Source organism: Tropicimonas sp. IMCC34043, assembly GCF_003390845.1.
GTDB lineage: Bacteria > Pseudomonadota > Alphaproteobacteria > Rhodobacterales > Rhodobacteraceae > Tropicimonas.
Map to the genome: position 1 here is coordinate 752,849 of NZ_QMEK01000001.1, position 12,866 is coordinate 765,714.

The window sequence follows — 12,866 nt, forward strand, 5'->3', positions numbered from 1 at the left end:
TGACCGCCCATTCCGGGCAGCTTCCGAATCCGGGATCGGCGCATTGCCCGGTTGCGCCGCCTCAGCGGATCAGCGTGACCAGCGCGTGGCGCTTCCTGCCGGCCGAAAGCTTGACCGGCGAGGCCAGCGCTGTCGCGTCCAGCATCAGGCCCGCATCGGTCAGCGGCGCGTCGTCGAGCCTTGCGCCGTGATCGGCGATCAGCCGCTTGGCTTCCTTGCCGGTCTTGGCAAGGCCCGAGCGGACAATGAGCTGGATGATCGAGATCCCCTCGCCAATCTCGTCGGCAGACAGTTCGAGCGTCGGCAGATCGTCGCCGACGCCCCCCTTTTCGAACACCTCGCGGGCGGTCGCCTCGGCCGCCTCGGCCGCCTCGGCGCCGTGCAGCAGGGCTGTCACCTGATTGGCCAGCAGGATCTTGGCCTCGTTGATCTCGGAGCCTTCAAGCGCCCCGAGCCGGTCGCATTCGTCGACGCCAAGCTCGGTATAAAGCTTGAGGAACCGGCCGACATCGGCGTCGGTCGTATTGCGCCAGAACTGCCAGAACTCATAGGGGCTCAGCATCGCGCTGTTCAGCCAGACGGCGCCGCTCTGGCTCTTGCCCATCTTCTTGCCGTCCGAGGTGGTCAGCAGCGGCGAGGTGAGGCCGAAGATCTCCTGATCCAGCACCCGGCGGGTCAGGTCGATCCCGTTGACGATATTGCCCCACTGGTCCGATCCGCCCATCTGCAGCGCACAGCCATAGCGGCGGTTCAGTTCGAGGAAATCGTAGGCCTGCAGGATCATGTAGTTGAATTCGAGAAAGCTCAGCGACTGTTCGCGGTCGAGCCGCGACTTCACCGATTCGAAGGCGAGCATGCGGTTGACCGAGAAATGCCGGCCGATGTCGCGCAGGAAATCGAGATAGTTCAGATCGTCGAGCCATTCGGCGTTGTTGATCATCAGCGCGCCGGTGGGGCTGTCGTCATACGAGACATAGGCCGAGAACACCTGCTTGATGCCGGCGATATTGGCGTCGATCTGCGCGGGCGTCAGCAGCGGGCGTTCGTCGGCGCGGAACGAGGGATCGCCCACCTTGGTGGTGCCGCCGCCCATCAACGTGATCGGCTTGTGGCCGGTCTTTTGCAGCCAGCGCAGCATCATGATCTGGATCAGCGAGCCGACATGCAGCGATTTCGCCGTCGCGTCGAAGCCGATATAGGCCGGAACCACGCCCGCGATCATGGCATCGTCGAGGCCCTGCAGATCGGTGCAGTCGGCCATGAAGCCCCGTTCGATCATCACGTTGATGAAGTCGGATTTCGGGTGGTAGGTCATGCGTCTTCGGTCCATATCTCGGGCTGCGAAAGTCGTGACCGCCGACGCAACCAGGGTGTGTCTTGGGCGGGTTTCTAGCGGCGCGGGCAGGCAAGGGAAAGTGGATGTTGACGGAAGGCACGGTTCGGGTGCTTGGCACCATGTCGGGCACCTCGCTCGACGGGGTCGATGTGGCGGTGATCGAGACCGACGGGATCACGATCGCGGGCTTCGGTGAAAGCGCGTATCGGCGCTATGAACCCGAGGAACGGGAACTGCTGCGTGCGGCCCTGGGCCGGTGGCCCGGCGAAACCCGCGAGGCCGAGGCCGCCGAGGTCGTGGAAGACGTCCATGCCGAAGTGATGGCGGGCCTTGCCGGCAAGGTCGAGCTGGCCGGGTTTCACGGCCAGACCCTGGCCCACGATCCGGGCGGGCGCGGCACCTATCAGGCGGGCAACGGGGCAAAGCTGGCGCGCGAGCTCGGGCTTCCCGTCGTGTGGGATTTCCGGACTGCCGATGTGGCGGCGGGCGGTCAGGGGGCGCCGCTGGCGCCGGCCTATCACTTTGCGCTGGCCAAATGGCTGGGGGCCGAGGCGCCGCTGGCGTTTCTGAATCTCGGCGGGGTCGGGAACCTGACCTGGGTCGATCCGCGGCTCGACCGGGTCGAGGAGGCGGGCGCGGTGCTGGCCTTTGACACTGGCCCCGCGAATGCTCCGCTCAACGATCTGATGCAGGCGCGGCTTGGCCTTGCCTTCGACGAAGGCGGGGCGCTGGCGGCGCAGGGCACGGCCGATGCCACGGTGCTGACGCGGTTTGCCGCCCACCCGTGGTTCGAGGTGGCGCCGCCAAAGTCGCTCGACCGTGACGATTTCGCGACCCTGATGGCGCAGGTTGCGCCGCTCGACAATGCCGATGCGGCGGCGACCCTGACCGCAGCGGCGGCCCTGTCGGTCTGCCGCGGGGCCGAGTTTTTTCCGGCCCCCGTGGCGCGGGTGCTGGTAACCGGCGGCGGGCGGCTGAACCCGGTGCTGATGGCAGGAATTGCCGAGGGCCTTGGCGTTCCGGTCGATGCGGTCGAGGCGGTGGGCCTCGATGGCGACATGATCGAGGCGCAGGCCTTCGCCTATCTGGCGGTGCGCTCGGCCCGGGGGCTGGCGCTGACGTTTCCGGCCACCACGGGGGTTGCGGCGCCGCTGACCGGCGGGCGCGTTTCGCTGCCGGACGACTGAGCCTGCGCTGGCGTGTCGCCGCCATTGGGGCGGGGCGCGCCATTGACCCGCGCGGCCCGTCGCGGCAGACCTCGGCCCATGACAGACACCGCGCGCGAGACCTTCGAAGGCAGCTTTACCCAGCAGGAGCCGATCCCCGAGGCGGGGATTGCCGCGGCCCTCGAGGTGCTGCGCCATGGCCGGCTGCACCGCTATAACGTTGCGTCGGGCGAGGCGGGCGAAGTGGCACTGCTGGAGCAGGACTTCGCGGAGTTCGTGGGTGCGCGCTATTGCCTTGCGGTGGCCTCGGGGGGCTATGCGCTGGCAACGGCGCTGCGTGCGGTGGGGGTTGGCCCCGGCGACCCGGTGTTGACCAATGCCTTCACTCTGGCGCCCGTGCCCGGCGCCATCGCTGCGGTCGGTGCATGCGCGATATTCGTCGAGGTGACCGGGGATCTGACCCTCGATCTGCATGACCTTGCAGCTAAGGCGGGGCAGGCGAAGGTGCTGCTGCTGAGCCACATGCGCGGCCATCTCTGCGACATGGAGCGGCTGATGGCGATCTGCGATTCGGCTGGCGTGACCGTGATCGAGGATTGCGCCCACACCATGGGAGCTGCGTGGAACGGCGTCGCCTCGGGCCGGCATGGCGCAATCGGCTGCTATTCGACCCAGACCTACAAGCACATGAACTCGGGCGAGGGCGGGCTGCTGGTGTCGGACGATGCCAAGATGATGGCCCGCGCGGTCCTGCTGTCGGGCAGCTATATGCTCTATGACCGGCATCTCGCGGCACCGCCCGTCGAGGCCTTCGAGGGGCTGCTGTTTGACACGCCGAACATCTCGGGGCGGATGGACAACCTGCGCGCGGCGATCCTGCGGCCGCAACTGGCAGCCCTCGGGGCGCAATGCGCGGCCTGGACCGACCGCTATCGCGTGGTCGAGGCGGGGCTTGCGGGTACGCCCGGTCTGCGGCTGATTGATCGGCCGGCGGCCGAGGATTTCGTCGGCTCCTCGTTCCAGTTCCTGTTGCCCGGCTGGTCCGCCGCGGCGATCCGCGATCTGGTTGCGCGTGCGGCGGCCCGGGGGGTCGAGCTGAAATGGTTCGGCGCCGACCGCCCGGCGGGCTTTACCTCGCGCTACGAGCACTGGCGCTATGCCGACCCTGTGGCCTTGCCCGCGACCGACCTTGTTCTGGCCGGGCTGGTCGACATGCGGCTGCCGCTGACCTTCAGCCTTGAGGACTGCGCGCAGATCGCCCGCATCATCCGGGCCGAGGTGACGCAGGCCGAGGGTGCGGCGCGCGCGGAGGCGACGACGACGCCCTGAGCGGGGGATCAGCCGTTTTGCGCGGGCCTGTCCTCTACCACGGCCTGAGCTGTCGGGGCCTGTTTCATCGCCTCGGCCAGCGTCGTCCATATGGTGACGAACAGCGCCGCCACCACCGGACCCAGCACCAGCCCGACGGCTCCGAACATCCCAAGCCCGCCGAAGGTCGAGATCAGGATCAGGATGTCGTGCATCTGGGTGTCGCGGCCGACAAGGATCGGGCGCAGGATGTTGTCGATGGTGGTCACGACCAGCCCCGACCAGAGGCCAAGCGCGATGGCCGCCGTGGTCTGGCCGGAGGCGGCCAGAAAGATCACGCCGATGGCCAGCACCAGCCCCGGCCCGATCCCCGGCACGATGGACACGATGGCCATGACCACGCCCCAGAAGGTCGCGCCCTCGATCCCCGTCGCCCAGAACCCGATGGCGCCAAGCAGTCCCTGCACGATGCCGATCACCAGGGTGCCCTTGATCGTCGCCCGGCTGACCGAAACCGCCCGCTCGGCGATCTTGTGCTGGGTCTCCTGTGCCAGCCCGGTGAAGCGCAGGATCTGGGTCATCACCGGCTCCTCCATCTGCAGGAAGAAGAACATCGCATAGAGGAAGATGAAGGTGTCGAGGAAGAAGACCGCGGTGCCGCGGGTGACCGAAGACAGCGTGCCGATCATGAAACGTGCGACCGCCGTGATCAGATCCGCGACCTTCGAGGCGATATCGGGGCCGAGGTCGTCGATGCTGTCGTAATAGGGCACCCAGTGGGGCAGCTTGAATTCGGCGGCGGCGCCGCTCAGCGTGTTGACGATGCCGACGACCGAGCGCGACATCGAGACGGCCTGCTGGCCGGCGATGGTGGCGACAAGAAACACCGGCAGCACGACCAGAAGCAGGATCAGACACAGCGTGATCCCGCTTGCCAGACTGCGGCGGCCGCCAAGCGCATCGCGGATCCGGCGAAATACCGGCCGCGTCAGTTCGGCCACGATAGCCGCCATCAGCAGCGAGATCAGGAAACCCTTGACCATGCCGAAGAAGATCAGCGTGATCAGCACAGTCACCAGAACCAGCGCCACCGGGCGCAGGGTTTCAGGCGACAGGAAAGAGGCGCGGGTCGGCGGCTGGGCCATGCGGGGTCCGGTGTTTGGGGGAACTCTAGCCGCTTGGCCGCCGACCGGAAAGCCGGTTTCGCCCGGGTGGGGGGCGACCGCTGCCAGACCAACGCTGGCGCAATCCGGACCTTTCAAGACGCGGTGTAAAATACGGCCCACCGGATTCACCCGATTGACCGGCCGCGCGATCCGTGTCTAGTATTTGAACGATCGTTCAATAAAGGGGGAGGGGAGGCCCTGGGCGATGTTCACCGCAACGATGTCGTTTGGACTGGATGAGGATGTCGCCGCCTTGCGCGACATGGTGCATCGCTGGGCCCAGGAGCGGGTCAAGCCGATCGCGGCCGAGGTCGACCGCAGCAACGAATTTCCGTCCGAGCTGTGGCGCGAGATGGGCGATCTGGGGCTGCTCGGTATCACCGTGCCCGAGGAATACGGCGGCGCCGGCATGTCCTATCTGGCCCATACGATTGCGGTCGAGGAAATCGCGCGGGCCTCGGCCTCGGTCTCGCTGTCCTATGGCGCCCACTCGAATCTTTGCGTCAACCAGATCAAGCTGAACGGCAACGAGGCGCAAAAGCGCCGGTATCTGCCCGGGCTGCTCTCGGGCGAGCATGTCGGTGCGCTGGCAATGTCCGAGGCGGGCGCAGGCTCCGACGTGGTGTCGATGAAGCTGCGTGCCGAGAAGAAGAACGATCGCTACGTCCTGAACGGCACCAAGTACTGGATCACCAACGGCCCCGACGCGGACACGCTGGTGGTCTATGCCAAGACCGATCCCGAGGCGGGCGCAAAAGGCATCACCGCCTTCATCGTCGAGAAGACCATGACGGGGTTTTCGACCTCGCCGCATTTCGACAAGCTCGGGATGCGCGGGTCCAATACGGCCGAACTGATCTTCGAGAATGTCGAGGTGCCGTTCGAGAACGTGCTGGGCGAGGAGGGCCGGGGTGTCCGGGTGCTGATGTCGGGGCTCGATTACGAACGGGTCGTGCTGGCGGGCATCGGGGTCGGCATCATTGCGGCCTGTCTGGACGAGGTCATGCCCTATCTGCGCGACCGCAAGCAATTCGGCCAGCCGATTGGCTCGTTCCAGCTGATGCAGGGCAAGATCGCCGATATGTACACGGCGCTGAACACTGCGCGAGCCTATGTCTATGAGGTCGCGCGCGCCTGTGATCGCGGGCAGGTGACGCGCGCGGATGCGGCGGCCTGCGTGCTTTATGCCTCGGAGGTTGCGATGACCCAGGCGCATCAGGCGGTGCAGGCAATGGGGGGAACCGGATTCATGAATGAATCGACCGTCAGCCGGCTGTTCCGCGATGCCAAGCTGATGGAGATCGGGGCCGGAACCTCGGAGATCCGGCGCATGCTGATCGGGCGCGAGCTGATGGGGGCGATAAGCTGACATCCGGCATGGACATGCGGTATGTTATTACATACTACAGAGGCGGGCGCGCGCCTCTGGAGATACTTGATGCGACTGACCTGCCTTGTCGTCGCCGTCACCCTTGCCGTGCCGGTTCCGATCCATGCCCAGACACTCCCCTTCAGCCCGTCGCAGACCGCGGACTGCCTGAAAAAGTCACCGACCCGCGCAAAGCGGCGCGACTGCGTCGGCGCCTCGGCCGAGGCCTGCCGGGTAAAGCTGAAATCCAACGCGCCCGCCGATATCGCGCTCTGCATGACCAGCGAAACGGCCTTTTGGGACAAGCGCATGGGAGAGGCCTACGACGCGATGCAACGGAAGGCCGCCGAGGCCGATGCCCAATTCGACACGGCGAAGAACACCACGGCGGCGCCCTTCAAGCTGACCGACGATCTTGCCGCGCAGATGGCCGCCTGGAAGGACTGGCGCCAGAAGACCTGCGCCGTCGAGGCGATGTTGCGCCGGGGTACGCCCTATGGGGTGACGGCCGCGGCAAGCTGCATGATGAAGCTGACCGGAGAGCAGGCGTTGTTCCTCGAGAAGGCGTTGGCCTATCGCTAGGCCGCCCCGGTAATGCGGCGGCGCCAATGGCGCGCCGCCCGGGCTTTTTCGCGCACCGTATCGTGACCATATCGGGTCCGAGTGCCCGGCGCGTCTTGCGCCGGCGCATGCCTGAAGGAGATGCCCGATGAGCCCGACCGAGGGGAGCCCGTCGCAGATGGCGGCAGAGATGTTGCGCGAGGCGCTGGAGCGCCAGCGCAGGTTCGAGCAGCGCCGCCAGACCCGCATGGGCCGCGGCGCCGAGCGCTTGACCGCCCCGATCGGCGGGCTGCTCGGGCGGCTGTTGCCACCGGCCCTGATCCGGCGCGGACTGGCGCTGGCCGACCGGGCGATGGGGCCGACGGTGCCGCGGGCGGCGACGGCGCATTCGGTCGACGATCTTGCGGCCTGCGAGGCTGCGGCGATGCGGGTGCAGGCCTGGGCCTCGGGCACCAATGCCGCGACCGGCGGCGCCTCGGGCTTTTTCGGCGCGGCGGGCATGACGGCCGACATTCCGGCGACAATCGCGCTGGCCGCCCGCAACGTGCGCGCCACCGGCGCAGCCTTCGGCTTTCACGGCGACGACGCTGAAGAACGGCTCTATCGCTTGATGGTGCTGGAGGTCGCGGCAACCGCGGCCGAGGACGGGCGGCGGCGCAGTATCGAGAACCTGAACGCGATGGCGGCCTTTCTGGCCAGTCCCGAGGGGCGGCTGGTTCTGGAACGTGGCGGGACATGGGTATCGGACAAGGTGGTCGAACGCATTGCCCGCCAGCTTGGGTTCAGCCTGGCGGGCCGCAAGGCCGGGCAGATGGTGCCGGTGATCGGCGGGGCGGTCGCCGCCGTCGTCAACGCCAGTTTCCAGACCGATGTTGCCCGCGCCGCGCGCTATGCCTATCGCCAGCGCTGGCTGATGGAACGGCGGATGATCGCGGGTGTCGCGGAACAGGGCGAGAGCACATGAGGGGGAGCGCATGAGCGGTGGGAGCGGGACAGGGGCGGGGCAGCGGGTCGCGAACAGGGCACCGGCGTGCTACCTTTCGCGCGTCGAGGCGCACATTGGGGCCGCCCGGCGCAGAGCCGTGAAACAGAAGAGGTGGCATGATGGGTATCGGTCGATACGGGCAGGTTTGCGGGGCAGTTCTGAGCCTTGGTGTTTTGGGATCAGGGGTGTTTCAGGCCTCGGCCCAGTCGCTGCCGATACTCGAGGACTGCATCGCCGGCAACGGGGTGGCCACCCCCACGCTGACCGCCGAGGCCTGCAGCCAGCAGCTCTACAATGCCTGCATCGATTTGAAGGGCAGCGAGACGACGCCCGACATCGGCGCGTGCATGCAGGAAGGCGGTGCCTTGTGGGACCAGCTTCTGAACCAGTTGTGGCCGCAGATGAAGGCCAGGGCCGAGGCGATGGAAATCCTGGACAGCCAGTTGAAAACCCAGCGCGCCTGGATCGCCTATCGCGATGCCAGGTGCCAGCAGGAATACGACGAGTATGCCGGCGGAACCATGCGGTCGATCGCGCCCGTTGCCTGTGTGCGGGACATGACGGCCGAACGCGCGATGGAATTCTATCGCACGCTGAGCCAATAGCCGCTGTCCGCCCGGCCTGCGGGGGGCGTGTCTGATGCGGATCCACTCCTCTGTCCTGACCGGCAGCGAAATTTCTGCCGCCAACCGGGCCGCGCATCTGGCAGCCCTTGCCGAGATCGCGGCGGCGGCAGAGCTGGCGGCGGCAGGCGGCGGCGAACGGGCGCGGACCCGGCATGTCTCGCGCGGCAAGATGCTGCCGCGGGACCGAGTGGCAGGGCTGCTCGATCCGGGCTCGCCCTTCCTCGAGATCGGGGCCACAGCGGCGCACGGGCTTTACGATGGTGCGGCCCCCGGTGCCGGGGTTGTCGCCGGCATCGGCCGGGTGGCGGGGCGCGACGTGATGGTGGTGTGCAACGACGCCACCGTGAAGGGCGGCTCCTACTATCCGATGACGGTCAAGAAGCATCTGCGCGCGCAGGAGATCGCCGAGGAATGCCATCTGCCCTGCGTCTATCTGGTCGATTCGGGCGGGGCCAACCTGCCGCAGCAGGACGAGGTGTTCCCCGACCGCGACCATTTCGGGCGGATCTTCTATAATCAGGCGCGGATGAGCGCCAAGGGCATCGCCCAGATCGCGGTCGTCATGGGGTCGTGCACCGCGGGCGGCGCCTATGTGCCGGCAATGTCCGATGTCACCATCATCGTCCGCGATCAGGGCACGATCTTTCTGGCCGGTCCGCCGCTGGTGCGCGCGGCGACGGGCGAGGTGGTAACGGCCGAAGAGCTTGGCGGCGGCGACGTGCACACGCGGCTGTCGGGTGTCGCCGATTATCTTGCGGTCGATGACGCCCATGCGCTGGTGCTGGCACGGCAGGCGGTGGCCTCGCTCGGGCCCGCGCCGGCGGTCGGCAGCGACTGGGCCAGCCCCGAGCCGCCGGCCTATGACCCCGACGAGATCCTGTCGGTGGTGCCGGCAAAGCTCTCGACCCCCTACGACATCCGCGAGGTGATCGCCCGGATCGTCGACGGTTCGCGGCTGGACGAGTTCAAGGCGCGGTTCGGAGATACGCTGGTGACGGGCTTTGCCCATGTCCATGGCTGCCCGGTCGGGATCGTTGCCAACAACGGCGTGCTGTTTTCCGAGGCCGCCCAGAAAGGCGCGCATTTCGTCGAGCTGTGTTCGCAGCGGCGGATCCCGCTGGTGTTCCTGCAAAACATCACCGGCTTCATGGTGGGCAAGAAATACGAGAACGAGGGGATCGCCCGGCACGGCGCCAAGATGGTGACGGCGGTCGCCACGACCGCGGTGCCGAAGATCACCATGCTGGTCGGGGGGTCCTTTGGGGCCGGAAACTATGGCATGGCCGGCCGGGCCTATCAGCCGCGATTCCTGTGGACCTGGCCCAATTCCCGGATATCGGTCATGGGCGGGCCGCAGGCCGCGGGCGTTCTGGCGCAGGTGCGGCGCGCGGGCATCGAGGCTGCCGGTGGGGAATGGTCGGCCGAGGACGAGGCCGCGTTCCGCCGCCCCACCGAGGCGATGTTCGAGACCCAGGCGCACCCGCTCTATGCCTCGGCGCGGCTGTGGGACGACGGGGTGATCGATCCGAGGAAGAGCCGCGATGTGCTGGGCCTGTCGCTGCGCGCGGCGCTGAATGCGCCGGTCGAGGAGACACGCTTTGGCGTGTTCCGGATGTGAGCGGAATGTCGGGGCATGTGGCGGCGTGCGGCAGCGAGGGGCCAGCCCCTCGCGCTCCCCGGGATATTTCCGAACAGAAGAAGGGCAGGGGTCGGCACCGAGAGGGTGAGGGTCGGCACGGAAAGGTCGGGGCAGGTGGCACGAAGAGAGCGACGCGTCGTCAGGTTCAGCCGGCACGATCGCCGACATCCGAAATACGATCTGGGGACGCCGCCGCGACGGCGGCGCGGGGGCAGGATCTGGCGCAGGACCTCGCTCGGACGGATCCTTGCGGCAGCGGTCGCCGCGGTTCTGCTGTTGCCGCCGGCGGTCACATTCGGTGTCGGGCTGTTGAAGCCAACCGAACAGGGATGCCGGGTGATGTGGGTCGTCGATGGCGACACTGTCTGGATCCGCTGCCCGAAGGATGGCGCCATGAGCACGCGGCTTTCGGGCTTCGACACGCCCGAGTTCAAGGGGGCGTGTGGCAGCGAGCGGATGAAGGCCATGGCGGCGAGCTATGTGCTGCGCTGGCAGATCTGGACCGCAGGAGAGATCGGGCTGACGCCGCTCGGAAGCGACCGCTATGGCCGGCGGCTGGCTGTGATGTCGGTCGATGGTGTGCCGGTCGCCGAGCGGATGATCGCGACGGGGCTGGCGCGGGCCTACGACGGCGGCAGGCGCGCCGGCTGGTGCAATTCGTGACGGGAGGAGGGGACCGATGATCAAAAAGCTGCTGATCGCCAATCGCGGCGAGATTGCCTGCCGCATCATGCGCACGGCGCGCGGCATGGGGATCGCGACGGTCGCGGTCTATTCCGATGCCGATGCCGGGGCGCTGCATGTCGAGATGGCCGACGAGGCGGTGCGGATCGGCGGGCCGGCGCCTGCCGACAGCTATCTCGATGGAAGCCGTATGATAGCCGCGGCGCTGCAGGTCGGCGCGGATGCGATCCATCCGGGCTATGGCTTTCTGTCCGAGAACCCCGATTTTGTCGATGCGGTGGAGGCGGCGGGGCTGGTCTTTGTCGGGCCGAGTTCCGATGCGATCCGGGCCATGGGGCTGAAGGATGCCGCCAAGGCCTTGATGGAAAAGGCCGGGGTTCCGGTGGTGCCGGGCTATCACGGTGCCGATCAGGACCCGGGGCGGCTGGCCGCGGAGGCCTCGCACATCGGCTATCCGGTGTTGATCAAGGCGGTTGCGGGCGGCGGCGGCAAGGGGATGCGCCGGGTCGAACAGGCGCTGGAATTCTCGGCGGCACTGGCCTCGGCCCGGGCCGAGGCGCAGGGCGCTTTCGGCAATTCCGACGTTCTGATCGAGAAATATGTCGAACGGCCGCGGCATATCGAGGTGCAGGTGTTCGGCGATGCCCACGGCAATGCCGTCCATCTGTATGAACGCGACTGTTCGCTGCAGCGCCGCCACCAGAAGGTGATCGAAGAGGCGCCGGCCCCTGGCATGACCGACGAGATGCGCGCCGCCATGGGGGCTGCGGCGGTGACGGCGGCGCTGGCGATCGGCTATCGCGGCGCGGGCACCGTCGAGTTCATCGTCGACGGATCGCGGGGGCTGCGGCCTGACGGGTTCTGGTTCATGGAGATGAACACGCGGCTGCAGGTCGAACATCCGGTGACCGAGGCTGTGACCGGGCTCGATCTGGTCGCGTGGCAGTTGCGGGTTGCAGGCGGCGAGCCGCTGCCGCTTGCCCAAGATCAGATCGCGCTGAACGGCCATGCCTTCGAGGCGCGGCTTTATGCCGAGGACGTGCCGGCGGGTTTTTTGCCCGCGACCGGGCGGCTCGACCATCTGCGGTTCGCGCCGGGCGCGCGCTGCGACAGCGGGGTGCGCGAGGGCGACGAGATCAGCCCTTGGTACGACCCGATGATCGCCAAGATCGTCAGCCATGGCCCGAGCCGGGCGGTGGCGCTGAGCCGGTTGCAGCAGGCACTGAGCGGGACCGAAGTCGCGGGGACGGTCACCAACATCGGGTTTCTGGCGGCGTTGTCGCGCCACGCGGGCTTTGCCGCCGGAGAGGTCGACACCGGGCTGATCGGCCGGGATGTGGCGGATCTGGTCGCAGAGGGACCCCCAGCGCCCGCCGTGGTGATCCGCGCCGCACTGGCGGCGGCCGGTCTTGACGCGCCGGGGACGGGGTTCGAGGGCTTCAGCCTGTGGCACCCGCTGACACGGCAGATCCACCTGTTGCGGGCCGAGGACGATTTCCGGGTGTCGCTGGCCGTGACCGGACCCGGGCAAGCGGTGGCCGGGTTCGAGGGGCAGGAGCATCTGTGCCGGCGCGACGGTGCGGGCTGGCGGATCGGCGGGACCGGACCGATGCTGACGGCGGTGGCGCTGGCGGATACGGTCACGGTCTTTGCCGGGCGGCCCTGGGAGTTTGCGCTGCCCGATCTGCGCGACGACTGGGACGAGGCGGGTGCGGCCGGCAATCTGGTCGAGGCGCCGATGCCGGGCGTAGTGCGCGAGGTCTGTGTCGCCCGCGGCGATGCCGTCGCGGCTGGCGACCGGCTGGTGGTGCTGGAGGCGATGAAGATGGAACATGTCCTGACCGCCCTCCGCGACGGGGTGGTCGCCGAAGTGCTGGCCGGGGTGGGCGGACAGGTCTCGGCCCACGATGCGCTGATCCGGTTCGAGGATGTGCCGGAGCAGGCGGTGGCGTCGTGACTGCGCGGAACGGGCACTATGGTCGGGCAAAGGGGCTCTCCCGCCCGGCTTTGCCCCTTATGGGGCGCG

General features: G+C 67.8%; 11 protein-coding genes. 9 read left to right on the forward strand and 2 right to left on the reverse strand.

The annotated features are described in order from the left end of the window. Window positions 1–61: 61 nt before the first annotated feature. Window positions 62–1,315 carry a tyrosine--tRNA ligase gene (gene tyrS / locus DQG17_RS03445; RefSeq protein WP_116131372.1) on the reverse strand — a complete coding sequence of 418 codons (1,254 nt, stop codon included), beginning with the start codon at window positions 1,313–1,315 and terminating at the stop codon, window positions 62–64. A 104-nt stretch (window positions 1,316–1,419) separates the two neighbouring features. On the opposite strand from tyrS, the gene DQG17_RS03450 reads away from it, so the two are divergent. Continuing rightward, entirely contained in the window at window positions 1,420–2,523 is a 1,104-nt protein-coding gene (locus DQG17_RS03450) for an anhydro-N-acetylmuramic acid kinase (RefSeq protein ID WP_116131373.1), read from the forward strand. A 78-nt stretch (window positions 2,524–2,601) separates the two neighbouring features. Further along, a complete protein-coding gene (locus DQG17_RS03455; protein WP_116131374.1) occupies window positions 2,602–3,831 on the forward strand; it encodes a DegT/DnrJ/EryC1/StrS aminotransferase family protein in 1,230 nt (409 codons plus the stop codon). An 8-nt stretch (window positions 3,832–3,839) separates the two neighbouring features. On the opposite strand, the gene DQG17_RS03460 is transcribed toward DQG17_RS03455, so the two are convergent. After that, window positions 3,840–4,955 (reverse strand): AI-2E family transporter, encoded by a 1,116-nt coding sequence (locus DQG17_RS03460; RefSeq protein WP_116131375.1) that lies wholly within the window; start codon window positions 4,953–4,955, stop codon window positions 3,840–3,842. A 226-nt stretch (window positions 4,956–5,181) separates the two neighbouring features. Between DQG17_RS03460 and DQG17_RS03465 the strand changes: the two genes are divergently transcribed. From DQG17_RS03465 to DQG17_RS03495, 7 genes are all read left to right on the forward strand, one after another. Beyond that, window positions 5,182–6,345, forward strand: coding sequence for an isovaleryl-CoA dehydrogenase (locus DQG17_RS03465; RefSeq protein ID WP_116131376.1), 1,164 nt, complete (start codon window positions 5,182–5,184; stop codon window positions 6,343–6,345). A gap of 69 nt (window positions 6,346–6,414) precedes the next feature. Continuing rightward, entirely contained in the window at window positions 6,415–6,927 is a 513-nt protein-coding gene (locus tag DQG17_RS03470; protein WP_157973508.1) for a lysozyme inhibitor LprI family protein, read from the forward strand. A gap of 127 nt (window positions 6,928–7,054) precedes the next feature. Next, window positions 7,055–7,870 carry an EcsC family protein gene (locus DQG17_RS03475; protein WP_116131378.1) on the forward strand — a complete coding sequence of 272 codons (816 nt, stop codon included), beginning with the start codon at window positions 7,055–7,057 and terminating at the stop codon, window positions 7,868–7,870. A gap of 137 nt (window positions 7,871–8,007) precedes the next feature. Continuing rightward, window positions 8,008–8,496 (forward strand): lysozyme inhibitor LprI family protein, encoded by a 489-nt coding sequence (locus DQG17_RS03480; RefSeq protein WP_116131379.1) that lies wholly within the window; start codon window positions 8,008–8,010, stop codon window positions 8,494–8,496. A gap of 34 nt (window positions 8,497–8,530) precedes the next feature. Then, window positions 8,531–10,135 carry a carboxyl transferase domain-containing protein gene (locus DQG17_RS03485; protein ID WP_116131380.1) on the forward strand — a complete coding sequence of 535 codons (1,605 nt, stop codon included), beginning with the start codon at window positions 8,531–8,533 and terminating at the stop codon, window positions 10,133–10,135. 135 nt (window positions 10,136–10,270) lie between these two features. Beyond that, window positions 10,271–10,819, forward strand: coding sequence for a thermonuclease family protein (locus DQG17_RS03490; RefSeq protein WP_157973509.1), 549 nt, complete (start codon window positions 10,271–10,273; stop codon window positions 10,817–10,819). 16 nt (window positions 10,820–10,835) lie between these two features. Beyond that, window positions 10,836–12,797 (forward strand): acetyl/propionyl/methylcrotonyl-CoA carboxylase subunit alpha, encoded by a 1,962-nt coding sequence (locus tag DQG17_RS03495; RefSeq protein ID WP_116131382.1) that lies wholly within the window; start codon window positions 10,836–10,838, stop codon window positions 12,795–12,797. Window positions 12,798–12,866 lie beyond the last annotated feature (69 nt).

Bases quoted from the DNA above. Each gene is read 5' to 3' on its own strand.
- DQG17_RS03450 (WP_116131373.1), top strand. From the start codon at position 1,420: ATGTTGACGGAAGGCACGGTTCGGGTGCTTGGCACCATGTCGGGCACC.
- DQG17_RS03470 (WP_157973508.1), top strand. From the start codon at position 6,415: ATGCGACTGACCTGCCTTGTCGTCGCCGTCACCCTTGCCGTGCCGGTT.
- DQG17_RS03480 (WP_116131379.1), top strand. From the start codon at position 8,008: ATGATGGGTATCGGTCGATACGGGCAGGTTTGCGGGGCAGTTCTGAGC.
- DQG17_RS03475 (WP_116131378.1), top strand. From the start codon at position 7,055: ATGAGCCCGACCGAGGGGAGCCCGTCGCAGATGGCGGCAGAGATGTTG.
- DQG17_RS03460 (WP_116131375.1), bottom strand. From the start codon at position 4,955: ATGGCCCAGCCGCCGACCCGCGCCTCTTTCCTGTCGCCTGAAACCCTG.
- DQG17_RS03465 (WP_116131376.1), top strand. From the start codon at position 5,182: ATGTTCACCGCAACGATGTCGTTTGGACTGGATGAGGATGTCGCCGCC.
- DQG17_RS03495 (WP_116131382.1), top strand. From the start codon at position 10,836: ATGATCAAAAAGCTGCTGATCGCCAATCGCGGCGAGATTGCCTGCCGC.
- DQG17_RS03455 (WP_116131374.1), top strand. From the start codon at position 2,602: ATGACAGACACCGCGCGCGAGACCTTCGAAGGCAGCTTTACCCAGCAG.
- tyrS (WP_116131372.1), bottom strand. From the start codon at position 1,315: ATGACCTACCACCCGAAATCCGACTTCATCAACGTGATGATCGAACGG.
- DQG17_RS03485 (WP_116131380.1), top strand. From the start codon at position 8,531: ATGCGGATCCACTCCTCTGTCCTGACCGGCAGCGAAATTTCTGCCGCC.